The sequence below is a fragment of the Flavobacterium sp. JAS genome, from assembly GCF_020991455.1.
Taxonomy (GTDB): Bacteria; Bacteroidota; Bacteroidia; order Flavobacteriales; family Flavobacteriaceae; genus Flavobacterium.
Genome location: NZ_JAJMOX010000004.1, coordinates 281316 through 304291, shown reverse-complemented (window position 1 = coordinate 304291; position 22976 = coordinate 281316). Strand labels below are relative to the sequence as shown.

The 22976-nt window shown below is 34.1% G+C and carries 22 protein-coding genes and 1 tRNA gene; 7 read left to right on the top strand and 16 right to left on the bottom strand.

Features of this window, described 5'->3' with window-relative positions:
• The 4 genes from LPB88_RS07315 to LPB88_RS07300 all read right to left on the bottom strand — a co-directional run bounded on the left by LPB88_RS07315 (nucleotide 1) and on the right by LPB88_RS07300 (nucleotide 3097).
• Nucleotides 1-489: an IPExxxVDY family protein gene (locus LPB88_RS07315; protein ID WP_089350153.1), complete on the bottom strand. Its 489-nt coding sequence runs from the start codon at nucleotides 487-489 to the stop codon at nucleotides 1-3.
• A gap of 125 nt (nucleotides 490-614) precedes the next feature.
• On the bottom strand, nucleotides 615-1355 hold the full coding sequence (rnc, locus tag LPB88_RS07310; protein ID WP_230714084.1) for a ribonuclease III: 741 nt from the start codon (nucleotides 1353-1355) through the stop codon (nucleotides 615-617).
• A gap of 9 nt (nucleotides 1356-1364) precedes the next feature.
• Nucleotides 1365-2618: a beta-ketoacyl-ACP synthase II gene (gene fabF, locus LPB88_RS07305; RefSeq protein WP_230714081.1), complete on the bottom strand. Its 1254-nt coding sequence runs from the start codon at nucleotides 2616-2618 to the stop codon at nucleotides 1365-1367.
• 242 nt (nucleotides 2619-2860) lie between these two features.
• Complete coding sequence (locus LPB88_RS07300; RefSeq protein ID WP_007137004.1) at nucleotides 2861-3097, bottom strand: acyl carrier protein; 237 nt, start codon at nucleotides 3095-3097, stop codon at nucleotides 2861-2863.
• Between the two features lie 175 nt (nucleotides 3098-3272).
• Here LPB88_RS07300 and purN point away from each other — a divergent pair, with 175 nt between their 5' ends.
• The gene (gene purN / locus LPB88_RS07295) at nucleotides 3273-3836 is read left to right on the top strand and encodes a phosphoribosylglycinamide formyltransferase (protein WP_230714080.1); all 564 of its coding nucleotides are present in this window, start codon (nucleotides 3273-3275) and stop codon (nucleotides 3834-3836) included.
• Between the two features lie 88 nt (nucleotides 3837-3924).
• A complete protein-coding gene (rnhA, locus tag LPB88_RS07290; RefSeq protein WP_230714078.1) occupies nucleotides 3925-4401 on the top strand; it encodes a ribonuclease HI in 477 nt (158 codons plus the stop codon).
• A 64-nt stretch (nucleotides 4402-4465) separates the two neighbouring features.
• On the opposite strand, the gene LPB88_RS07285 is transcribed toward rnhA, so the two are convergent.
• The gene (locus LPB88_RS07285) at nucleotides 4466-4819 is read right to left on the bottom strand and encodes a DUF6249 domain-containing protein (protein ID WP_230714076.1); all 354 of its coding nucleotides are present in this window, start codon (nucleotides 4817-4819) and stop codon (nucleotides 4466-4468) included.
• Nucleotides 4820-5191: 372 nt separating this feature from the next.
• Here LPB88_RS07285 and LPB88_RS07280 point away from each other — a divergent pair, with 372 nt between their 5' ends.
• Together LPB88_RS07280 and LPB88_RS07275 are read left to right on the top strand one after the other, a co-directional pair.
• Complete coding sequence (locus LPB88_RS07280; protein ID WP_230714074.1) at nucleotides 5192-5779, top strand: RNA polymerase sigma factor; 588 nt, start codon at nucleotides 5192-5194, stop codon at nucleotides 5777-5779.
• Nucleotides 5763-6158 carry a hypothetical protein gene (locus LPB88_RS07275; RefSeq protein WP_230714073.1) on the top strand — a complete coding sequence of 132 codons (396 nt, stop codon included), beginning with the start codon at nucleotides 5763-5765 and terminating at the stop codon, nucleotides 6156-6158. The genes LPB88_RS07280 and LPB88_RS07275 overlap by 17 nt, the downstream gene beginning before the upstream one ends.
• A 4-nt stretch (nucleotides 6159-6162) precedes the next feature.
• Here the strand turns inward: LPB88_RS07275 and LPB88_RS07270 are convergent, their stop codons facing one another.
• On the bottom strand, nucleotides 6163-6744 hold the full coding sequence (locus LPB88_RS07270; protein WP_230714071.1) for a hypothetical protein: 582 nt from the start codon (nucleotides 6742-6744) through the stop codon (nucleotides 6163-6165).
• 245 nt (nucleotides 6745-6989) lie between these two features.
• Between LPB88_RS07270 and LPB88_RS07265 the strand changes: the two genes are divergently transcribed.
• Together LPB88_RS07265 and LPB88_RS07260 are read left to right on the top strand one after the other, a co-directional pair.
• Nucleotides 6990-7913: a PfkB family carbohydrate kinase gene (locus tag LPB88_RS07265; RefSeq protein ID WP_140503744.1), complete on the top strand. Its 924-nt coding sequence runs from the start codon at nucleotides 6990-6992 to the stop codon at nucleotides 7911-7913.
• An 82-nt stretch (nucleotides 7914-7995) separates the two neighbouring features.
• A complete protein-coding gene (locus tag LPB88_RS07260; protein ID WP_230714069.1) occupies nucleotides 7996-9894 on the top strand; it encodes an amidophosphoribosyltransferase in 1899 nt (632 codons plus the stop codon).
• A 523-nt stretch (nucleotides 9895-10417) separates the two neighbouring features.
• Here the strand turns inward: LPB88_RS07260 and LPB88_RS07255 are convergent.
• The 4 genes from LPB88_RS07255 to LPB88_RS07240 all read right to left on the bottom strand — a co-directional run bounded on the left by LPB88_RS07255 (nucleotide 10418) and on the right by LPB88_RS07240 (nucleotide 14066).
• Nucleotides 10418-11029, bottom strand: a complete 612-nt coding sequence (locus LPB88_RS07255; RefSeq protein WP_089350163.1) for a superoxide dismutase — start codon at nucleotides 11027-11029, stop codon at nucleotides 10418-10420.
• Nucleotides 11030-11167: 138 nt separating this feature from the next.
• The gene (pth, locus tag LPB88_RS07250; protein ID WP_230714067.1) at nucleotides 11168-11842 is read right to left on the bottom strand and encodes an aminoacyl-tRNA hydrolase; all 675 of its coding nucleotides are present in this window, start codon (nucleotides 11840-11842) and stop codon (nucleotides 11168-11170) included.
• 531 nt (nucleotides 11843-12373) lie between these two features.
• Nucleotides 12374-12985 (bottom strand): 50S ribosomal protein L25/general stress protein Ctc, encoded by a 612-nt coding sequence (locus tag LPB88_RS07245; RefSeq protein ID WP_230714065.1) that lies wholly within the window; start codon nucleotides 12983-12985, stop codon nucleotides 12374-12376.
• A 139-nt stretch (nucleotides 12986-13124) separates the two neighbouring features.
• Nucleotides 13125-14066, bottom strand: a complete 942-nt coding sequence (locus tag LPB88_RS07240) for a ribose-phosphate pyrophosphokinase (RefSeq protein WP_099710236.1) — start codon at nucleotides 14064-14066, stop codon at nucleotides 13125-13127.
• A 304-nt stretch (nucleotides 14067-14370) separates the two neighbouring features.
• On the opposite strand from LPB88_RS07240, the gene LPB88_RS07235 reads away from it, so the two are divergent.
• Nucleotides 14371-14450: transfer RNA gene (locus LPB88_RS07235), tRNA-Leu, on the top strand.
• A gap of 117 nt (nucleotides 14451-14567) precedes the next feature.
• Here LPB88_RS07235 and LPB88_RS07230 read toward each other — a convergent pair.
• From LPB88_RS07230 to LPB88_RS07205, 6 genes are all read right to left on the bottom strand, one after another.
• On the bottom strand, nucleotides 14568-15029 hold the full coding sequence (locus tag LPB88_RS07230) for an OsmC family protein (protein WP_230714063.1): 462 nt from the start codon (nucleotides 15027-15029) through the stop codon (nucleotides 14568-14570).
• Nucleotides 15030-15284: 255 nt separating this feature from the next.
• On the bottom strand, nucleotides 15285-16469 hold the full coding sequence (locus tag LPB88_RS07225) for an aldose epimerase family protein (RefSeq protein WP_230714061.1): 1185 nt from the start codon (nucleotides 16467-16469) through the stop codon (nucleotides 15285-15287).
• 138 nt (nucleotides 16470-16607) lie between these two features.
• A complete protein-coding gene (gene araA, locus LPB88_RS07220) occupies nucleotides 16608-18116 on the bottom strand; it encodes an L-arabinose isomerase (RefSeq protein ID WP_230714059.1) in 1509 nt (502 codons plus the stop codon).
• Between the two features lie 173 nt (nucleotides 18117-18289).
• On the bottom strand, nucleotides 18290-18991 hold the full coding sequence (locus LPB88_RS07215; protein ID WP_230714057.1) for an L-ribulose-5-phosphate 4-epimerase: 702 nt from the start codon (nucleotides 18989-18991) through the stop codon (nucleotides 18290-18292).
• Nucleotides 18975-20666: a ribulokinase gene (locus LPB88_RS07210; protein ID WP_230714055.1), complete on the bottom strand. Its 1692-nt coding sequence runs from the start codon at nucleotides 20664-20666 to the stop codon at nucleotides 18975-18977. Before LPB88_RS07210 ends, LPB88_RS07215 begins: the two co-directional genes overlap by 17 nt.
• 168 nt (nucleotides 20667-20834) lie before the next feature.
• Complete coding sequence (locus LPB88_RS07205) at nucleotides 20835-22820, bottom strand: alpha-L-arabinofuranosidase C-terminal domain-containing protein (protein WP_230714053.1); 1986 nt, start codon at nucleotides 22818-22820, stop codon at nucleotides 20835-20837.
• Nucleotides 22821-22976 lie beyond the last annotated feature (156 nt).

Here is a 22976-nt window from a genome sequence, read left to right as displayed (position 1 = left end):
TTAAAAAATTAGATTGTTTTTTGATTTTATTTTGTTCGTATCTACAGCATATATAGCTGCAATACTCTCTATGGTATTTAATTGTTGTTGAATTTCTGAAAAATCAATAGTCTCTTCACTATTTTCTATTTTCAGGAAAAAATCTACTTTTTTGAATTCAGGAAGTAAATGAATTGTTGTGGAGACCTCACTTGTCTCATTGGAAAACAAATCTTGAAAATCATTCTTACTCACAGAAATGATTTCATTTTTATTCTGAATTAAATTCCATGAAATAGCTTTCTCGGAATCATAATAATAAAATCTCGAAAAATTTGCCTCGCCTTCTTTAGTTTGAGCATGGATCTCGTTTTTGCTCTTACTTAAGTTTATCGGAAGGTTTTTATTGATAAAATAAGCCAATCTATAATCTTCTAAGGAAGTATGAATTGCCATTAAATAATAATCAATTTCGTCAAATTCGTCTAAATCCAATCTATGAATAGCCATATCATGAAAAATCAAGGTGTAAATATACTATTTCTATCGGAGCATCAATAGTTATGAGGTGTATGTTTTTGTTAATTTATAAACGAAAACGTTATAGCTTTAAGAAAGTTACGGTAAAATTGTCGTTATTTCTTATCTATTTTTTCTTGAAATGCAAAATAAGCTCTTTGTGATGCTTTTTCTTCTGCCTTCTTTTTTGAAGTTGCTCGCGCTCTTGCGATTACTTTATCGTCTATACTTAATTTAACTCCAAATAAGCGTTGACCATCAATACCATTATCCTCAAAAATGTCATAATGAAAGACTCTCTTCTCTTTCTGACACCATTCGATAACTAAACTTTTATAACTAATTACTTTTCCCTCAAGACGTGCAATATCAACATAAGGAGTGATTACTCTTTTTTGAATAAATCTCTCGCAAAATGCATATCCCTTATCTAAATAAATTGCTCCTATAAGTGATTCGAAAATATTACCATGAATATTTTCTCCAAAATGCTGAATTGGCACTTTGCTTTCTACAAAACGAACCAGGTTTAAATCTTTACCTAATTCATTCAAATGTTCGCGACTCACAATCTTTGATCTCATCTTGGTCAAATAACCTTCGTCGCCATTTGGTGCTTTGTTAAATAAGTGTGCTGCTATTACAGCACTTAACATAGCATCTCCTAAAAATTCTAATCGTTCGTAATTTATTGGATGTCCTGCTTCGTCTAATTTATTTGAAGAGCGATGCGTAAAAGCTTTCTTATAAAAATCGATTGTAGCGGGCTCAAAACCAAGTATTTTCTGAATAGTGTCAAAAAAAATCCCGTCTTCTAGAGAACGGGATTTAGAAAATATTTTTTTGATAAAATTCATATACAGAAATTAGTCAACTAATTTTTTAAACAATACGCAAGCATTGTGTCCACCAAAACCAAAAGTGTTACTCATAGCAACATTTACCTCTCTTTTTTGAGGTTTGTTTAAGGTAAGATTCAATGATGGATCAATGTTCTCGTCAACTACAGTATGATTGATAGTTGGAGGAACAAGACTGTGTTGCATTGCTAAAATAGAAGCAATTGCTTCGATAGCTCCGGCAGCACCAAGTAAGTGTCCTGTCATTGATTTTGTAGAGTTTATATTGATGTTTTTTGCATGTTCGCCAAAAACAGCACTAATTGCTTTTAATTCGGCAACATCTCCTAGCGGAGTAGAAGTTCCGTGAGTATTGATATGATCAACATCTTCAGGGTTCATTCCAGCATCTCTCAATGTATTTTTCATTACTGCAATAACACCAATTCCTTCCGGATGTGGAGCTGTTAAATGGTAAGCATCAGACGACATTCCGCCTCCGCCAATTTCACAGTAAATTTTTGCTCCTCTGGCTTTTGCATGTTCGTATTCTTCAAGAACCAAAGCTCCTGCTCCTTCTCCTAAAACGAAACCATCTCTAGTTGCATCAAAAGGTCTTGAAGCCGTTTCCGGACTTTCGTTTCTTGTTGATAAAGCGTGCATAGAGTTAAAACCTCCCATACCAGCAATAGTAATAGCAGCTTCTGAACCACCTGATACAATAACATCACACATTCCTAAACGAATGTAGTTGAAAGCATCAATTAAAGCATTTGCAGAAGATGCACATGCAGAAACAGTAGTATAATTTGGTCCCATATAACCATTACGCATCGAAATGTGTGCAGGTGCAATATCGGCAATCATTTTAGGGATAAAAAACGGATTGAATTTTGGTGTTCCGTCTCCTTTAGCATAATAAATAACTTCTTCTTGAAAAGTCTCTAAACCACCAATTCCAGCTCCCCAGATAACACCAACTCTTGTTTTGTCGACATTATCATTAGTAAGTCCAGCATCTTTAATAGCTTCATCACTTGCAGCAACTGCATATTGAGCGAATTTATCTAATCTACGAGATTCCTTACGATCCATGTAATCTTCAATGTTGAAGTTTTTTACTTCGCAGGCAAATTTCGTTTTATGCTTCTCTGTATCATAATACGTGATAGGAGCGGCTCCGCTAACCCCATTCACAAGTGCCTCCCAATAATCCTGGATATTATTCCCGATAGGAGTAAGAGCACCTAATCCTGTTACAACAACTCGCTTTAACGCCATAAATATGTATTTTGTACTTTAAACAAATAAAACCCACGCTTTCTTAACTGTATTGTTTACTTAAGAGCCATGGGCATTACAATATAAATATATCTTTTTGATTGAAAATCAATCGAAATTTAAAATTTTAAAAAAAATAATAACACCCGACTCTTAAAAATTACAAGGATCAAAAGTCAAATTCCAATTTTGGAATTTGGAATTTCAAAAATTGGTATTTTTAGAAATCGGGTGCGGTATTATTATTTTTTAGCTTCTTCGATATAAGAAATAGCTTGACCAACAGTAGCAATGTTTTCTGCTTGATCGTCTGGAATTTGAATATCAAATTCTTTTTCGAATTCCATAATAAGCTCAACAGTGTCTAATGAGTCAGCTCCTAAATCATTAGTGAAGCTTGCTTCTGTTACAACTTCGTTTTCGTCAACACCTAATTTGTCTACGATAATCGCTTTTACTCTTGATGCAATGTCTGACATAATCTTTAATTTTAGAATTTAATTTGTTGGCAAAAATAAAAAACTTTATTTTAAAACAACTATTTAGTTTATAAATGTAACACTAATTTATAAAATTAATTTCAAGAAAGACTTTTTAATACTATTTATTTTCGATTTTTATTCCGTTTTTTGCATTCTCAAACTTAACTCGATTATGAAAAAAATTATTGTTTTTGCCTCAGGATCAGGAACTAATGCTGAAAACATTATAAAATATTTTGCGAAAACCAAAATTGCAAACGTCGTTTCGGTTTTTACCAATAATGCTTCGGCAAAAGTTATCGAAAGAGCAAAAAATCATCAAATTCCAGTTGAAATCTTCTCAAAAAGCGAACTTTTAGAGCGAAACGTCTTACAAAAAATACAAGAAATCGACCCGGATCTGATAGTTCTTGCTGGTTTTTTATTGAAATTCCCCGAAAATATAATCGAGAATTATCCTAATAAAATAATCAACATCCATCCGGCACTTTTACCTAATTATGGAGGCAAAGGAATGTACGGAATGCACATACACAGAGCTGTAGTCGAGAATAAAGAGAAAGAAACCGGAATCTCCATTCATTTTGTAAATGAAAATTATGACGAAGGCGGTATCATTTTTCAGAAAAATGTAGCCTTAACAGATCAGGACACCGCAGAAACAGTGGCCGAAAAGATTCATGAACTGGAACAAAAGTACTTTCCGGAAATTATTTCAAGATTATTAGAAGATTAAACTTAAAAAATTCCAAAATTTAAATCCCAAATTCCAATTTTAGATAAATTTAAAAAAATCTAAAATCTGAATTCTACAATCTAAAATAATGAATCACGAAGTACATATATATACTGATGGCGCTGCAAAAGGAAATCCCGGAAATGGAGGTTATGGCGTAGTGATGGAATTGGTTGGAACTCCACATAAAAAAGAATTCTACGAAGGCTTCCGTCTTACTACTAATAATAGAATGGAACTTCTTGCTGTAATTGTAGGTCTTGAAAAACTAAAAAAACCAAACATGAAGGTTTTGGTTGTTTCAGATTCTAAATATGTAATTGATTCTGTTGTAAAAAAATGGGTCTTTGGCTGGGAGAAAAAAGGATATACCGGCAAAAAAAACCCTGATTTATGGAAACGTTTTTTAATCATCTATCGCAAACACCAAGTCGATTTTAAATGGATTAAAGGTCACAACAATCATCCGCAAAACGAACGTTGCGACGAATTGGCCGTTATGGCATCCATGCAGAAAAATCTTTCTGTTGATGTTTATTACGAAACCATCGGGTCAAAATCATAAAAAAACGTACCAGGAATATTATTTTCCTGATACGTTATTATTAAGACACTAATGCAAAAGATTTTTATTCTTCTTTATCTAAATCTTTTGCAGTTCTAAATCCAGCCAAAAGACCTACTCCGGCCATAATAAAAATAATAGACGGATAAACCGCTCCATCATTTAATGAAGTGTAAGTTGTGATTAATAAAGCGATAAATATTCCAACACCGCTTCCTATCAATAAAAAGGCAAAGTTTACTACAAATACTTTCCATGCCGAAAATCCTTTTCCTGTTCCTTTAAGAAAAATACTTGCGTCAACTCCTTTTTCTATAAGCGCTAAACGCTCTCTGTTTCTTGTTGAAAAAATTAGATAAACAATTCCGAAAATCATCAGAAACATACTAATTGGTACTAAAATGCCTGGTCCTCCCATAATGATATATTTTTTTAATTAATTGATTGATACTCCATATGACGACAGCTTTTAAATTCAGGTTACAGCTTTTTTAAAAAAAATTAAAAAAAAATTAAAAAATTCCAAATTCCAAAGCTTTGGAAAACCCCAAGCTCAAAACTTCGGGATAAATTCCAAAAAAACTACTGATTTTCAATTAACTTTGATTTGTATATCTCGTCCATAATCTTTGTCAAAGTTTTAAACTTTGACAAAGATCTACACTTATATATAGATTGGAATTTGGGATTTAAAAAAATTGGAGTTTTCTAAAATTTTGGAATTTAAAAAATTTGGAATTTTCTTCCTTTTTCTTGTAACCTAAATACAAAACATATCGTCCTATATAATATGAGTACAATAAATGATCAACATTATATCGATAAAATTTTGCAGGGAGAAACCAATGCGTTTGCCGTGCTGGTAGACCGTTATAAGGATATGATCTTTTCATTGGCTCTAAAAATGATTAAAAACAGAGAAGAAGCTGAAGAAGTTGCACAAGATACTTTTATCAAAGTTTACAATTCGTTGGGCAAGTTTAAAGGCGATTCAAAATTTTCTACCTGGATTTATAAAATAGCTTATAATAGTTGTTTAGATTGTTTAAAGAAAAATAAAAAAGAAAACCTTAATATATCAATAGACGAATTTTCGTCACATTTGATTAAAACAATGGACACTGCTTTAAGCGCTTTAGAAGATAAAGAACGAAAGCAAACGATTCAGAATTGTCTAAATTTATTACCGAGTGATGAGAATTTCTTGCTCACTTTATTTTATTTTGAAGATCAGAGTTTAGAAGAAATTGGAAAAATAATGAGCATTACAGCAAACAATGTAAAAGTAAAATTGTTTAGAAGCCGACAAAAATTAGCTGTAATTTTGAAAAAGCAATTAGAACCAGAAATAGTAGCGTGTTATGAAAGAGAGCGATAAAAATATAGAAAACCTTATTGATAAAATGATGGCCGAAAACACTTTGGAGTCGCCATCTATTGACTTTACTTCAAAAATAATGTCTCAGGTTTTAGCGGCCGAAGAAAGAAAAATAAAAGCATACAAACCTTTAATTTCTAAATCAACATGGATATTTATTGGTATAAGTTTAGTTGCTTTAACTGCTTATGCTATTTATTCAAATAATGATATTTCTAATTTTGAAATAGCCAAAACATATTCAGATAAAGCTTCTGCTCTATTTTCCGGAATTCATTTTTCTAAAAATATATTGTACGCTCTTTTAATCGTTCCATTCATGATTTTGATTCAAATTGGATTATTGAAGAATTATTTTGACAAGAAGTATGAGTTGTAAAATTTTATTTGAATGAATCTTCTCTTTTCGTAATATAATCGATTCCTAAATAACAATCAGAACTGATATCATATCTGTTTTTAAACAAAATGTATGTTATAGTTAAGTATTCACCGTCTTTTATATTTGCTCGATTAATAGCCAATTTCTTTGAGTCCGTTTCTTTTGAATATTTTTTTAGAAACTTATCAAATCCTAAATCTGAATATTCCTTTTCTATTTTTGAATTTAATTTAAACCGCTTGGGATAATTTACGTGTTTAAACACCTTTTTTTCTATAATAATAAGGCCATCATTCAAAACCGCATTTAAAAAAGATTTGAAAGATTGAAATGCATTAGAATATGACTGTTTGTAAATATCAAGTAAATAATCACTACTTGTTAAAAGAATCTCATTACTATCAGTCTTAATAAACAAAGCTAAAAATGTTACCGGTGGAGGTGGTAATCTTACTAATCCACCATCCTGAACTTCTCCACGATCAGCCAATACAGCAATCATTCCTTCAGAAAAATTAGGCTTTTCCTTTTCACATGAAATAAAAAAACAAAACAATATTAATGCAATAGAAATTTTCTTCATAAATCAGATTTGATATTTAAACAAATCTAACAAAAAGATTCAAAGCTTTTTTTGAAAATAAACCTTGCATTTTAAATCCGGAAAACATATTTTAATCTCTTCAAATATTGAAGTATAATTCTCTCATTTACAATAGTTTTAACCCCGAAAACGATATTATTTTTTTATGAAAATTTTGAGAACTTAAACCGTTGCAATATTGCAACTTATGAAGTATCTTTGCACCCTAATTCGAAATTCATAAAATGAATAAATTATTGATTGTTGGAACAGTTGCTTTCGACGCGATTGAAACTCCTTTCGGAAAAACAGATAAAATATTAGGTGGTGCTGCAACGTACATTGGTTTATCAGCGTCATTTTTTAACTTACAATCGGCCATTGTTTCTGTAGTTGGTGACGATTTTCCTCAAGAACATTTAGATCTTTTAACTTCAAAAAATATTGATATCTCTGGTATCGAAATTGTAAAAGGCGGAAAAACCTTTTTCTGGAGCGGTTTATACCACAACGATCTAAACTCTAGAGACACTCTTGTAACTGAACTAAATGTTTTGGCTGACTTTCAACCAAAAGTTCCTCAAAACTATAAAGATGCTGATGTTGTGATGCTAGGAAACTTACATCCTTTAGTACAAAGCAGCGTTTTAGATCAAATGGAAAAGAAACCAAAATTAGTTGTTTTAGATACAATGAACTTTTGGATGGATTGCGCTTTACCTGAATTATTAGACGTAATTAAACGTGTAGACGTTATTACAATCAATGACGAAGAAGCAAGACAACTTTCTGGAGAATATTCATTAGTAAAAGCGGCTAACAAAATCCAGGAATTGGGACCAAAATATGTGGTGATCAAAAAAGGAGAACATGGAGCACTTTTATTCCACAATAGAGAAGTGTTTTTTGCACCAGCTTTACCATTAGAAGATGTTTTTGATCCAACAGGAGCAGGAGACACTTTTGCAGGTGGTTTTTCAGGATTCATTGCACAAAGCGAAAACATCTCTTTTAATAACATGAAAAATGCAATTATTTACGGTTCGAATTTAGCTTCATTTTGTGTGGAGAAATTTGGAACTGAAAGGATGGAAACATTAAGCAAAGCAGAAGTAGCGATTCGATTACAACAATTTAAGTCGTTAACTCAGTTTGACATAGAAATATAATGCCCAAAAGCCTCGGATAATAACGGGGCTTTTTTATTACGTTAATACACACAACTTACAACAACACAAAATACAAAACACAATGAGCGACGCTTTAAAACACGAATGTGGTATAGCCTTAGTTAGACTTCTTAAACCGCTTGAATATTACAAAGAAAAATACGGAACTGCTTTTTACGGGATACAAAAAATGTATCTAATGATGGAGAAGCAACACAACCGTGGACAAGACGGAGCAGGTTTTGCCAGCATTAAATTAGATGTTGAACCTGGAGAACGTTATATCAGCAGAGTTCGTTCAAATCACGCACAACCTATACAAGACGTTTTTAAACAAATCAATGAGCGTATCAACGAAGAGATGACTTCACATCCTGAATACGCAAATGATGTTGCTAAACAAAAAGCAAACATTCCTTATATAGGAGAATTATTTTTAGGACACGTTCGTTACGGGACTTTCGGAAAAAACAGCATCGAAAGCGTACATCCATTTTTACGTCAAAGTAACTGGATGCACCGTAATTTAATTTTGGCTGGTAACTTTAACATGACGAATGTTAAAGAGCTTTTCGAAAACTTAGTTGAGCTTGGACAACATCCAAAAGAAATGGCCGACACTGTTACCGTAATGGAAAAAATTGGTCACTTCTTAGACAAAGAGGTAATGCAACTTTACCAGGACTGCAAACAAGAAGGTTATTCTAAAAGAGAAGCTTCTCCGGTAATTGCAGACCGATTGGATATTGCAAAAATATTAGCCCGTTCAGCAAAAAATCTTGATGGTGGTTACGCAATGGCAGGATTATTAGGTCATGGAGACGCATTTGTTTTTAGAGATCCTGCAGGAATTCGTCCGGCTTATTTCTATCAGGATGACGAAGTTGTCGTTGTAGCTTCTGAAAGACCTGTTATTCAAACTGTATTTAATGTACCTTTTGAAAGTGTTCAGGAAATCGAACCAGGAAACGCTTTGATTATCAAGAAAAGCGGAAAGGTTTCTATGGAACAAATCTTAGAACCAACTGTTAAGAAAGCTTGTTCTTTTGAAAGAATTTATTTCTCTAGAGGAAGTGATGCTGAAATCTATCAAGAGCGTAAAAACTTAGGAAAATTAATTCTTCCTGCGGTTCTTGAATCAATTGATAGTGACACTGATAACACTGTTTTCTCTTATATCCCAAATACAGCCGAAACTTCATTTTATGGTTTAGTTGAAGCTGCTCAGGATTTCTTAAATCAGAGAAAAAACAATTATATTTTAGCTAATAGAAATACACTTACAACTGAAACTTTACAGGAATTATTAGCTGTAAAAATTCGTACTGAGAAAGTTGCTATTAAAGATGCTAAACTTAGAACCTTCATTACCGAAGACAGCAGCCGTGACGATTTAGTTGCTCACGTTTACGATGTTACTTATGGAGTAATTAAACCAACTGACAATCTGGTTATTATCGACGATAGTATTGTTCGTGGTACTACACTTAAAATGAGTATCATTAAAATGATGGATCGTTTAAAACCTAAGCGTATCGTTATCGTTTCATCGGCACCACAAATTCGTTACCCTGATTGTTACGGAATTGATATGGCGAAGCTTGAAGGTCTTGTTGCTTTTAGAGCAGCTTTGGCTTTATTAAAAGAAAGAAATTTGTATCATATCGTAGACGAAGTTTATGCTAAATGTAAAGCTCAGGAAAACTACGTTGATACCGATGTAGTAAATTATGTTACAGCTATCTACGACCAGTTTACTCCTGAAGAAGTTTCAGATAAAATTGCAGAAATGTTGAGCTCTCCGGAAATCAATGCCGAAGTAAAAATTATTTTCCAAAAAGTAGAAGATTTACACGTAGCATGTCCTAAAAATTTAGGTGATTGGTACTTTACAGGTGACTACCCTACTCCTGGTGGAAATCGTGTTGTAAACAGAGCTTTTATGAATTTTTACGAAGGAAAAGACGCTAGAGCTTATTAAAAATATATTAACAAAAGGTTAATTTGTGCATTTCATCGGTTTTTTTTGCCGTTCATCCTGTTTGTTTGGTAAAATTGAAAAGCTACAATACTTTTGGAAGACCATAACATTAGTAGGTTAAGTTTATGGTAGATTTGGGGCAAAAAGGGTGGAAGTGATTCCACCTTTTTTATTGGAATAAAGTCAAGTATTTCTACCACAAGAAATTATAGCACCAAATAAGAAATTACATTCCATTAATCGGATATATTTACCATTCGTCTGAAAAGTTTTTTTCATAGAAATACCTGCCATACATTTACTGAACCATAACATTAGTAGGTTAAGTTTATGGTAGATTTGGGGCAAAAAAGGCGGAAGAGATTCCGCCTTTTTTATTGGAGTAAAGTCTCGACTGAAAAAGAAGCAAGAGTGCAGAAGAAAGACTATAGAATACAAGTTGATAAAAAAAATAAAGCAAAAAAAAGACGAATAACCGTTAGGCTATTCGTCTTTTTTCTTTACTCTTTCTTCTATTTTCTTCTTACTTATCTAAAGCAAATCTTCTAGCAACTTCTGTCCAGTTAATTACACTGAAGAAAGCTTCAATATAATCTGGTCTTCTGTTTTGGTAGTTTAAATAGTAAGCATGCTCCCAAACATCCATTCCTAAGATTGGAGTACCACCGTTACCAGCAACTTCTGGCATTAATGGATTATCCTGATTTGGAGTACCTACAACTTCTAGTTTACCACCTTTTTGTACTGTTAACCAAGCCCATCCTGAACCGAATTGTGTTGCACCAGCTTTAGCAAATTTTGCTTTAAACTCATCAAAAGTTCCAAAAGAAGCTTCGATTGCAGCTAATAAATCACCTGTTGGTAATCCACCACCGTTTGGAGACATTACAGTCCAGAATAAATTGTGGTTGTAGAAACCTCCACCATTGTTACGAACTGCTGCGTTTGATTTATCTAAGTTAATTAAGATATTTTCAATTGTTTTTCCTTCTAAATCTGTTCCTGCAATTGCAGCGTTTAGATTTGTTGTATATGCATTGTGGTGTTTTGTATAATGGATTTCCATTGTACGAGCATCGATATGTGGTTCTAATGCATCATATGCATAAGGTAATTGTGGTAATTCAAAAGCCATGATATTAGGATTTTATGGTTTATAATAATTTATTCCAAATTTAAACATTTAACTTTGGAATAGAAAATAGTATTTCGTTATTATTGAATTTAATTAATTGATAATTTATTTTTTTAAAACTTAAATACCTGTAAATCTTTATTTTCCGTTAAAAGTTGTCATTGTATTTTCTAATCCGGCCGTTCCAAAAGATTTAATAATTTCTGAAGCGACTTCTAAACGTTCCGGTAATTTTGCTTTTTCTTCTTCATCCCAATCTCCTAAAACGTAATCGACTTGCTGCCCTTTTTTGAACTGATCGCTGATACCAAATCTAAAACGTGTGTATTGCTGTGTATTCAAAACCAAATTGATATTTTTAAGTCCGTTATGACCTCCGTCGCTTCCTTTTGGTTTGATTCTGATGGTTCCGAATGAAAGGTTTAAATCATCTGTAATAACCAAAATATTCTCTAACGGAATGTTTTCTTTGTCCATCCAGTATTTAACGGCTTTACCGCTTAAATTCATGTATGTGTTTGGTTTTAAAAGAAAAAAGCTTCTTCCTTTAAACTTATATTCGGCTAAAGCACCAAGCTTTACGGTTTCGAATGAAAGCCCTTCTTTTCTAGCCAAAAAATCCAGGACTTTGAATCCTATATTATGTCTTGTATTTACGTATTCGGCACCAATATTACCAAGTCCTACGATTAAATATTTTTTACTCACGCTTTTAATATTGTTTTTTGGGTGTTCGTGAACCTCCGGTTTCATATTGTCTATGTTCTCTTCTTTTTGTGGTGATGAAAACAGTTTTGTTATCCATTTTATCATGTCTGCAAAAATAGGGTTAATTTGGTAATTAGAAAATGTGTCAATTAGATAATTTGATAATTAGGAAATGCGGCAATTAGATAATGGTACGCGGATGACACGGATTTAAACGGATTTATGCTGATTTTTTTGTTTTACACTTCTAATATGCTCATTTTAGATTAAAAGTATTTCCTTTACCCCTTTGCAGCTTTGCCTCTTTGAACCTTTTTTAAATTATAAAAACTAAATCTCTGGCTAGCCCTGACAGAAGCGGTATCCTTTTTCTGGCTTCTTTAGCCAGGAAAAGATATAGCGGATGGCAGGAAAGTCTGGTCTTGAAGAAACCGGAAATTTCTGCTCCTGAAAAATTTAAAAATTAGATAATGTGGCAATTAGATAATTTATCTTAACCGGAAAGGGCTTCGACTCCGCTCAGCCTGACACAACATAGAAAACTTAGAACCTTAGTATCTTAGCAACTTAGAATCTTTTTCAAAAAAAAAAGCACCAATCTTTCGATTGATGCTTTGATATTTGATTTGAAAAAAATTATTTTTTCTTTCCTTTTGCAGGAGCTTTTGCAGCTTTTGCAGCTTCTTGAGCAGCTTTCATAGCAGCACGAGAGATTCTTACCTGAGCAACAACTGTGTTCTCTGGGTGCATAACTTTGTATTCTGGAGCACCAACTTTAGTAACATATAATTTGTTACCCATTTCAAGTGGAGTAATGTCAGCCTCAACAAAATCAGGAAGATCTTTAGGTAAAGCTTTAACTTTTAATTTACGTGTGTTTAAACGTAAAACACCACCTGCAAGAACACCTTTAGATGTACCAACGATTTTTACAGGAACTTCCATTGTGATTTCTTTATCATCAAATAATTGGAAGAAGTCAATGTGTAAAATTTTGTCAGATACTGGGTGAACCTGAATGTCTTGCAAAATTGCATTAAATGATTTTCCTTTTCCAAGCTCAATCACAACTGTGTGTGCGTTTGGAGTGTAAACCAAGTTTTTGAACGCTGCAGCGTCTGCTGAGAAGTGTACTGCCTGATTTCCTCCGTATAACACGCAAGGAACCGCTCCAGCATTACGTAAGGCTTTAGTTGACACTTTGCCCACGCTTTCTCTTTCTGATCCTTTAATTGTAATCGATTTCATTGTAAAAAAAATATAGTTATTAATAAATATTCTTGTTTGCTATAAGCTTTAGGCACTAGGCTTTAGGCTTTCTTTCGCAATAAATTTATTGACTTTTTTTAATGCTTAAAGCTTACAGCCTATAGCATATTGCCATTTATTACATTATAAATTTTCCACTGATGGAATTGTTGTGGTGCACCATGTGCATAACTTCGGCAAAAAGTGGTGCACAACTCACTACTTTAATTTTCTTTGATTCTCTCTTTAACGGAATAGAATCGGTAACGATTAACTCGCTTAATTTTGAGTTTTCAATTTTTTCGTAGGCATTACCAGATAAAATGGCGTGTGTACAAATTGCTCTAACGCTTAATGCTCCTTTTTCGATCATTAAATCTGCTGCTTTCGCTAATGTTCCGCCCGTATCGATCATGTCGTCTACTAATATTACGTTACGACCTTTTACTTCACCAATTAGCTCCATAGTGTCGATAACGTTGGCTGCTTTTCTTTGTTTGTAACAGATTACTACATCTGATTCCAAGAACTTAGAGTAAGCATATGCTCTTTTTGAACCTCCCATATCCGGAGATGCAATTGTTAGATTCTCTAATTTCAAACTTTCTACGTATGGTAAAAAGATTGTAGATGCAAATAAATGATCTACTGGTTTTTCGAAAAAACCCTGAATTTGATCTGCATGCAAATCCATTGTCATTACTCTTGTCGCTCCAGCAGCATCTAATAAATTAGCTACTAATTTTGCTCCAATCGGAACTCTTGGTTTGTCTTTTCTATCCTGTCTTGCCCAACCAAAATAAGGCATAACAGCTGTAATATGTCTTGCTGATGCACGTTTTGCTGCGTCAATCATTAGCAACAATTCCATCAAATTATCAGCAGTTGGAAAAGTCGAACACACGATAAAAACGCGTAATCCTCTTATTGATTCTTCGTAAGATGGCTGAAATTCTCCATCGCTATACGTTGACATCGTTACTTTCCCTAACGGAATTCCGTATTGTTCTGCAATTTTTTCTGCAAGATAAACACTTTGTGAACAAGCAAAAATTTTAGCTTCTGGTTCTAGGTGCGACATTATAATTTGTTGTTTTTGCTCCGCTGCGCTCTACACGATTCGGCTTTACAATTTTAAGCAAAGCAAGACCAGTATAAATGCCTCGGGTGTAGTTAGTTGTGTGTGCTTCGTTTTAACGAGGTGCAAATTTAGAAAATTTATTGGACACTGAAAGGAAAAATTTAAGTATTTTTAGTAGATCATTTAATTTTATTTTTTACATTTGCACCGTGTTAAAGAAATAAGCACAGTTATGGCATCATAATTAACTTATTTTATTGCGTTGAAATGATTGATTTATTTGATTATTTTTTCGTTTGCTAAGGCCCGGATGGCGGAATTGGTAGACGCGCTGGTCTCAAACACCTGTGGGAAACCGTGCCGGTTCGACTCCGGCTCCGGGTACAAAAACCTCTTCTTAACGGAAGAGGTTTTTTTGGTTTTATACTTCTTTTTACCATAATAAGTTCTATAAGTAAATTAAGTTGCGTTTATTAAATAAACTTATATAATTCATACGGTTCAAACCTCACAACTCGCCTCATGCAAAACAGGAAAATTGCACGAATTAGCAATAAAGCATAATTGATTTGCTTTTTTATGAAGCTCAATCGCTAATTCAATTTTATCTGAATTTGAAATTTTTACTCTCGGATTTAGTCGAACTTCTGTAAAACGTCCGCTTCCATCTGGAGAAACTTCTAGCGTTGCTTCTGCATTATCTGAATATTCTAAAACTTCTATTCCGTTTTGAGAACAGACATATAGATATGACATCATATGGCACGAAACCAAACTGCTCAACAGTAAATCTTCGGGATTGTATAATTCCGGATCACCTTTGAAAGCTTTTGCAGCTGACACATTTAAAACAGGTTTTCCTTCAATTTTGATTTGATGGCTTTTATTATAAAATCTTTTCGTTGAATCTTCTTGAATTTGATTCGAAGTCCAATTTACTTCCGCTTTAAAAAGATGTCTCATTTTTTCTTTTATTTTCTATTGCGAAGTTAAGACTTTATACACATATCTATTTAGTCTCGCAAAGTCGCCAAGTCGCAAAATTTTGAACAATCTTTGTCGAGTTACTTGCGGAGATTTCTCCTTCGTCGAAATGACAAAAATGAGGAAATCAATTCGTAAAAATTAGTGGCAAACTTAAATTCATAAAAAAACCTCGAAAGTACTCCTTTCGAGGTTTCTTAGAGAATTACTAAAATTACCAAACAAATTCTAAAACTATTTTTTTACTGAGAATTTAAAAACAGTTTTAGTCTTATATTTTTCTCCCGGGTTTAAAACCGTTGTTGGGAAGTCTTTCTGATTTGGAGAATCCGGATAATGTTCTGTTTCTAAACATAATCCAGTTCTGTGTGCATATGTTTTTCCATCACGAGTTGGTAAAGTTCCGTCAAGGAAATTTCCTGAGTAAAACTGAATTCCAGGTTCGTCAGTTGTCATTTCCATAACTCTTCCGCTGGCTGCGTGATATACTTTTGCAATGATTGTTTTTCCTTTTTCAGGATTGTTCAATACCCAGCAATGATCGTAACCTTTTCCTCTTTCTAATTGTTCGTTTTTCACTTCGATATCTTTTCCAATTAATTTTGGTGTTCTAAAATCGAAAGGCGTATTAGCAACATCTTCTAATTTTCCTGTTGGAATTAAAGTCGCATCAACTGGAACCAATTTATCAGCATTTAAAGTCAATTCGTGATCTAAGATTGTTTTTGTAAAATCTCCCGATAAATTGAAATATGAATGTTGCGTTAGATTCACTACTGTTTTCTTATCTGTAGTTGCTTCATACAATACTTCTAACTGATTATCATTTGTCAATGTATACGTTACAAAAACCTGAAGATTTCCAGGATATCCTTCTTCCATATCTTTACTTAAGTAAGATAATTTCAATGTAGCAGCTGTTCCTGATTTAACCTCATCGGCTTTCCAAACAACGTTAAAATATCCTTGCGGACCTCCGTGCAAAGCATTTGGAGCATTATTGATTGCTAATTGATATTCTTTTCCGTCCAAAGAGAATTTTCCTTTAGCAATTCGGTTTCCGTATCTTCCAATTAAAGCTCCAAAGAATGGATTTTCTTTTTCGTATTGTGCCAAAGAATTAAATCCGATAACCACATTTTCAGAAACACCTTCTTTATTAGGTACTTTCAAATCTGTAATTCTTCCACCAAAAGTGATGATGCCAACTTCCATCCCATTTTGGTTTTTCAATTTATAACTGTCTACTTTTTCTCCTTTAGCAGTTGTTCCGTAAGAAGATTTTTCGATTGTAACCGTAGCTTTTTCATTCGAAGAAACTGTTGTAGCATCCATTTTTTTATCGTTTTTGCATTGAACTGAAAGTGTAGCCAAACTCATTAAGCTAATTCCAAAAAGGCAACGTTTTAATACATTCATAAATGATATTTTTTGGTTTGTAAAAGTTAAATGTTAGAAGTAAAATGTTAGATGTGAAATTTAATCATTTTAAAAATGTAAAAATTACCTTTTTAAGTTTTTTCACATTTTATATCTTACAAATTACATTTTACTGCCTTACAGGCCGTGTTGAAACAAATGATAATACGCTTCATTGGCATTGATCTTATCTTTAAAGTCTCTTACCGTAGTTTTCTCGTCAATCACCAATAATTCGATTCCGGCGATATCCGCAAGATCTTCCATATATTCTGTTGTAATTGCCTGGCTATATACGGTATGATGCGCTCCTCCTGCAAGAATCCAGGCTGTTGCTGCGATATCAAGATTTGGTTTACAATCCCATAAAACTCTCGCAACCGGTAATTTTGGTAAATCTGCCATTGGTTTAACCGCTTCAACTTCGTTCACGATCAAACGGAAACGATTCCCCATATCAATCAATGAAACATTTATAGCAGCTCCCGCAGGCGAATTAAACACCAAACGAGCAGGATCTTCTTTTCCTCCAATTCCTAACGGATGTACTTCGCATGAAGGTTTTGCATCTGCAATTGATGGGCAAATTTCTAACATGTGTGATCCTAAAACATAAGATTTTTGTGGTGTAAAATGATAAGTATAATCTTCCATGAAAGAAGTTCCTCCTTCAAGACCTACGTTCATCACTTTCAAAGCACGAACCATTGCAGCGGTTTTCCAATCTCCTTCTCCACCAAAACCATAACCATCGGCCATTAATCTTTGTGTTGCAATTCCAGGAAGTTGTTTCCAAACTCCAAGATTTTCAAACGTATCTGTAAAAGCTCCAAAACCTCCTTCTTCAAGGAAAGCTCTTAACCCTAATTCTATTTTTGCTGCTTCAACTAGTGAACTTCTTTGTGCTCCGCCTTCTTTTAATGAATCGGTTAGAGAATAAGAAGATTCATAAACAGCCAATAAATCATTTAATTGTTGGTCTGTAACTTTCTCAATATGTTTGGTCACATCTGATGAATCATATCCGTTTACCGACATTCCGAAACGAATTTGAGCCTCAACTTTATCACCTTCTGTAACGGCAACTTCACGCATATTGTCTCCAATACGAGCCACTTTTAAATTTTGAAGTTCGTCCCAACCTAAAGCTACTCTTGTCCAAACTCCAAGTTTGTTTAAAACACGAGGATCTTCCCAATGTCCCACAACTACTTTACGTTTTTTACGCATTCTGGACATGATAAAACCAAACTCACGATCTCCGTGTGCCGATTGATTCAGGTTCATGAAATCCATGTCGATTGTTCCCCACGGAATTTCAGCGTTGTATTGTGTGTGTAAATGACATAATGGTTTCTTTAGAATACTCAATCCTCCAATCCACATTTTTGCTGGAGAGAAAGTATGCATCCAAGCAATAATTCCGATACAGTTTTTAGCTGAGTTCGCCTCTAAACATAAATCTAAAATTTGCTTAGGCGATTTTAAAGTGTCTTTGCAAACTATTTTTACCGGTATTTGTGATGAAGCATCCAAACCTTTTGCCATAATTGCAGCATGTTCCGCCACTAATTTTAAAGTTTCCGGTCCGTATAATTCCTGGCTTCCTACTACAAACCATACTTCTTTTTGAGATATATCTATCATTTCTTATTTTGTTTCAAGTTTTCTTTGTTTCAAGTTTCAAGTTTTGAAATCGTCGAAAATCTTTGTTATCAATTATTTTGTTATTTTTTGTTTCAAGTTTTCTTTATTTCAGGTTTCAAGTTTCACGTTCCAATAACTTGAAACAAAAAAAACCTGAAACCTGAAACTTTTTCCTACTGTCCGTAATACGAATCTTTTCCGTGCTTGCGGTTGTAATGTTTCTTTATTAAGGAATCTTTTAATCTTGGTGCATTTGGATTTATTTGTAAAGTCAGATACGCCATTTCAGCAACGACTTCTAAAACCTTACTGTTATAAACTGCTTTGGCGGCGTTTTTTCCCCAGGCGAATGGACCGTGATTTCCAATCAAAACCATTTCTACTTCTTCGTACGAAAGATTTTTTTCCTTGAAGCAATCCAAAATCTGAATTCCCGTATTATGTTCGTAGTTTCCTTCGATAAGAGAATCTGCCATCGGTGACGCACACGGAATATCAGCTGTTAAATGATCTGCATGCGTGGTTCCAAAGATTGGAATATCACGTTGCGATTGTGCCCAAGCAACTGAATAAGTTGCATGTGTATGAGCAACTCCGCCAATATTTGGCCAGTTTTTATATAAGTATGCGTGTGTTTTTGTGTCCGATGACGGACGCATAGAACCTTCGATAATATTATTGTCAAAATCAACAATCACAATATCTTCAGGTTTTAAATCTTCGTACGGAACGCCACTTGGTTTAATGGCAAAAACACCATTTTTTCTATCTACAGCACTTACATTCCCGAAGGTATATACAACCAAATTCAATGCGTTCAATTGCATATTGGCTTCGTAACATTCCTGTTTTAAATCTTTATAAAGAGAGCTCATGTTGCGATATTTTAATAGTTGGATCTTCAAAAGCACTTAATTGATCGTACGCCAATAACAGTTTATGATAGGCGGAAACTTTGTCTAATTGAGGAAAATATTCTCCGTCGAAATCGCTTCCTATTTTTTGACTTGCTTCGATTACATTCGGATAAATTCCCGCTGCAACTGCTGCATAAATCGCTGCTCCTAAAGCCGGAGTTTGGTCTGAAGCTGCAATTTTAATTGGCTTGTTTAAAACATTTGCCAAAGTCTGCATGATAAAAGGCGATTTTCTCGCAACACCACCAATCCCGATTACGCTGTCAATTTTTACACCTTCTTCTTCAAAACGATCTACAATTTTTTTTGCTCCAAAACAAATAGCATTTACCAAAGCTTTAAAAATATGAGGTGCTTTTGTTCCTAAAGATAAATTTGAAATCGCGCTTTTTAATTCCTGATTGGCATCCGGAGTTCTGCGTCCGTTGATCCAGTCTAAAGCAATTGGAAGACTTTCTGAAACTGGAATTTTCTCTGCTTCTTTTGTCAATTCCACAATTAATTTATCGCTGAATTCTTCTCTTAATTGTTCTTTTTGAGTTTCATTTAAAACCATCGAAGCAGTTAATAAATGATCTGTTGGCCAAAGCAATAATTCTTTGTACCAAGCCAATAAATCTCCAAAAGCAGATTGTCCAGCCTCTAAACCAATATAACCCGGAATCACAGATCCGTCAACTTGTCCGCAGATTCCACGAACGGTTTTAGTTCCTACTTCTTCTTTTGAACCTACAAGAATATCACAGGTTGAAGTTCCCATAACACGAACCAAAGTATTCTCTCCAATTTTTGCTCCAACCGCTCCCGAATGTGCATCGAAAGTTCCAACCGCTACAACTGTATCTGTAGAAAGTCCTAAACGATCTGCCCATTCTTTGCTTAAATTTCCGGCAACTAAATCTGATGTATAGGTTTCGTCATATAAATTACCACGAAGTGTTGCCAAATACGGATGTAATTTTTCTAAGAATTCAACTGGAGGAAGTCCGTTCCAGTCTTCGTGCCACATTGCTTTGTGTCCAGCGGCACAACGGCTTCTTTTGAATGTTTTTAAATCTTTATCTTCAATCAATAAATACGTCATTAAATCGCAGTGTTCCATCCAGGTGTGCGCTGCATTTCGAACCGCTTCATCTTCTCTGGCAATGTGCAGAATTTTTGCCCAAAACCATTCTGATGAATAAATTCCGCCTACATATTTGGTTACGTTTTCTCCGCCCCAGCTTACTGCCAGTTCGTTGATTTCGTTTGCTTCATTTATAGAAGTATGATCTTTCCAAAGTACCATCATCGCATTCGGATTTTCCTCAAAACCTTTTGTCAAAGCAAGCGGAATTCCGTCTTTCGTTACAGGCACAGGTGAAGATCCCGTTGTATCAATACAAATTCCACGAACTTGCGAAGGATCAACTTTACTTTCTTTTATAACCGTTTGAATGGTGATTTCTAAACCTTCAATATGGTCTAATGGATGTTGACGAAATTGATTGATCGATGCGTCACAATATTGCTTGTTTTTCCATCTTTTATAATGAGAAACATTCGATGCCAGTTCTTGCCCATTTTCAGTATCAATCAGCATCGCTCGAACAGAATCTGTTCCGTAATCCAATCCTATAACGTAATTTTTCATTCGAAATTCATTTTATAATAATGACAAATATAAATATAAATAATTTATAAGTGTATAAAAAACACTTAATAAAAATAAGGGCTGTAATTTTTACAAATAATGCATCAAAACAAGAGTTTAAGGTCAAAACAAAAAATAAACGTTGGTTTTACATTTATTCTGTTGCGATTATTTCAACTTAATTTTCAAAACCGTAACTGAGTAGGCTGGAAAATCATATTGAACTTTACTTCCACTTACTTTAAATTCGCTTTCTTTTGGGCTAATTTTAGTTGGAGCCTCAAAAGAATTCTCATCATTTATTCCGTCTCCTTTTAAAGTTATAGCTGTTCCTTTTGAATCTAATTTTGCTCCTTTTAAATCAATTGAAGCATTTTGAGACGTTGCTGCTGTGTTCACAATTTTCAGAATTACTTCTTTAGAATTCACATCTTTTACTGCCGATGCAAACAAATCATTTTGTCCTGTAACTGCTTTTCCGTCTTTTGTAATGTTGATTAAATCTGTTCCTTTATTGTTCGAGAATAACTTCTGAACATAATAATTTGGCGTTCCGTATGATTGTAAATTGTTAAACCAAATCATGTCCGGCGTCCATTGCCAACCTTCTACGTGAGCCAATAAAGGTGCGTAAGAAGTCAGGTGAACAACCTCAGCATTACGTTCCATTCCCGTCATAAAAGCCGCTTCTGAGAACGCACATTCCCAATTATTTTTATTATCCGGACTTGCAATCGCTACACTTTGAGCTGCATATTCTCCAGCAAAAATCTTTGGTCCTTTACGATCGTAATTATCGTAACGGGTTACATTTTTACGGAACCAAGCAGGATCTTTATAATAATGCTCATCAACAACTTCTGCGTTTAATTTTTTAAGTTCGGTCATACCGTAATCAAAATAATCTCCGTCAGGAAATGGTCCCGTTCCTGAAACAATAGTAATGTTTGGATATTTTGATTTGATAGCTTTTTGAAACACTTTGAAGCGCTCAATATAATCTGGCCCCCATTGCTCATTTCCAACGCCTATGAATTTTAAATTAAATGGTTTTGGATGTCCCATATCCGCTCTTACTTTTCCCCAAGCGGTATTTAAATCTCCATTTGCAAATTCAATTAAATCTAAAGCATCTTGCACATAAGGATCGATTTGATCCATCGGAACTAATTCTCCGGTGTTGAATTGACACGCCATTCCACAGCTTAAAATCGGTAACGGCGAAGCCCCAATATCTTCTGAAAGTTGAAAATATTCGAAGAATCCTAAACCAAAACTCTGGAAATAATCCGGTGCCAATTTGTGTGCAAACTCGGTATTCCAACGGTTAATCATCGTTTCTCTGTCTTCTACATTTCCAATCGATTTTTTCCATTGGTAACGTAATGCCAAAGTTTTTCCTTCAACAATACAACCTCCCGGAAAACGTAAAAATCCTGGTTTCAAATCGTATAATAATTGTACTAAATCAGCACGCATTCCGTTTTTTCTGCCTTTCCATGTATCTTCCGGAAACAACGAAATCACATCTAAATCTATAACTCCTGTTCCTTCAAAAGTGATTCTGATTTGTGCTTTTGCTTCGGTCGCAGTTGCGGTTAATTGTGCTGTATAATTCGTCCAGTCTTTTGCTGTTGGAACAATCGAAGTTTCTCCTAAAACCTTTTTATTTTTATCAATGAATTGGATTTTAATCTTCGAAATGTTTCCTGATATTTTTGAAGCTCTCAAAGACAAATTATAATGAAGATCTTTTTTGATTCCCATTCCTCTGAAACCTTCGTTGATCATTTCATAACCGCTTGCATCATTTACCGTAACGCGACAATAATTATGATTGGTTCCTTTCTGCGAATACTGAATAATATTGGCAATTCCGGATTGTAGATTTAATTTATGACGGTCGCTGTTTGGTTCGCTCCATCCCATCATTGGCGTTTCAAATTCAAACGATCTGTTCTTGATCATTTCGGCATACAAACCTCCATCGGCAGCAAAATTGATATCTTCAAAAAATACTCCATACATAGTCGGTTCGATTTTGGTCACTGTTTTTGCAACATCAACCTGAAGATTGTTTTTTTGTGCCGAAGCTAAAAAGCCGTTCAGCAATAAACCACAAAGGGTAATTTTGGTAATTAAATTGGACTTCATTTTTTTATAATTAATGTGTTTTTATGGCACGCGGATGACGCGGATAAAACGGATTTTTATTTTTTGTTTCACGCAGATTTTTGCAGATCTGAGCAGATTTTATTTTCTATACTTTGACTTTATTTTTTAAACACATAGAGACATAGCTTTGATTTC

Excerpts from the sequence above, each read along its gene's own strand:
- LPB88_RS07315 (WP_089350153.1), bottom strand. The coding sequence starts at position 489 with ATGGCTATTCATAGATTGGATTTAGACGAATTTGACGAAATTGATTAT.
- rnc (WP_230714084.1), bottom strand. The coding sequence starts at position 1,355 with ATGAATTTTATCAAAAAAATATTTTCTAAATCCCGTTCTCTAGAAGAC.
- fabF (WP_230714081.1), bottom strand. The coding sequence starts at position 2,618 with ATGGCGTTAAAGCGAGTTGTTGTAACAGGATTAGGTGCTCTTACTCCT.
- LPB88_RS07300 (WP_007137004.1), bottom strand. The coding sequence starts at position 3,097 with ATGTCAGACATTGCATCAAGAGTAAAAGCGATTATCGTAGACAAATTA.
- purN (WP_230714080.1), top strand. The coding sequence starts at position 3,273 with ATGAAAAAAATTATTGTTTTTGCCTCAGGATCAGGAACTAATGCTGAA.
- rnhA (WP_230714078.1), top strand. The coding sequence starts at position 3,925 with ATGAATCACGAAGTACATATATATACTGATGGCGCTGCAAAAGGAAAT.
- LPB88_RS07285 (WP_230714076.1), bottom strand. The coding sequence starts at position 4,819 with ATGGGAGGACCAGGCATTTTAGTACCAATTAGTATGTTTCTGATGATT.
- LPB88_RS07280 (WP_230714074.1), top strand. The coding sequence starts at position 5,192 with ATGAGTACAATAAATGATCAACATTATATCGATAAAATTTTGCAGGGA.
- LPB88_RS07275 (WP_230714073.1), top strand. The coding sequence starts at position 5,763 with ATGAAAGAGAGCGATAAAAATATAGAAAACCTTATTGATAAAATGATG.
- LPB88_RS07270 (WP_230714071.1), bottom strand. The coding sequence starts at position 6,744 with ATGAAGAAAATTTCTATTGCATTAATATTGTTTTGTTTTTTTATTTCA.
- LPB88_RS07265 (WP_140503744.1), top strand. The coding sequence starts at position 6,990 with ATGAATAAATTATTGATTGTTGGAACAGTTGCTTTCGACGCGATTGAA.
- LPB88_RS07260 (WP_230714069.1), top strand. The coding sequence starts at position 7,996 with ATGAGCGACGCTTTAAAACACGAATGTGGTATAGCCTTAGTTAGACTT.
- LPB88_RS07255 (WP_089350163.1), bottom strand. The coding sequence starts at position 11,029 with ATGGCTTTTGAATTACCACAATTACCTTATGCATATGATGCATTAGAA.
- pth (WP_230714067.1), bottom strand. The coding sequence starts at position 11,842 with ATGATAAAATGGATAACAAAACTGTTTTCATCACCACAAAAAGAAGAG.
- LPB88_RS07245 (WP_230714065.1), bottom strand. The coding sequence starts at position 12,985 with ATGAAATCGATTACAATTAAAGGATCAGAAAGAGAAAGCGTGGGCAAA.
- LPB88_RS07240 (WP_099710236.1), bottom strand. The coding sequence starts at position 14,066 with ATGTCGCACCTAGAACCAGAAGCTAAAATTTTTGCTTGTTCACAAAGT.
- LPB88_RS07230 (WP_230714063.1), bottom strand. The coding sequence starts at position 15,029 with ATGAGACATCTTTTTAAAGCGGAAGTAAATTGGACTTCGAATCAAATT.
- LPB88_RS07225 (WP_230714061.1), bottom strand. The coding sequence starts at position 16,469 with ATGAATGTATTAAAACGTTGCCTTTTTGGAATTAGCTTAATGAGTTTG.
- araA (WP_230714059.1), bottom strand. The coding sequence starts at position 18,116 with ATGATAGATATATCTCAAAAAGAAGTATGGTTTGTAGTAGGAAGCCAG.
- LPB88_RS07215 (WP_230714057.1), bottom strand. The coding sequence starts at position 18,991 with ATGAGCTCTCTTTATAAAGATTTAAAACAGGAATGTTACGAAGCCAAT.
- LPB88_RS07210 (WP_230714055.1), bottom strand. The coding sequence starts at position 20,666 with ATGAAAAATTACGTTATAGGATTGGATTACGGAACAGATTCTGTTCGA.
- LPB88_RS07205 (WP_230714053.1), bottom strand. The coding sequence starts at position 22,820 with ATGAAGTCCAATTTAATTACCAAAATTACCCTTTGTGGTTTATTGCTG.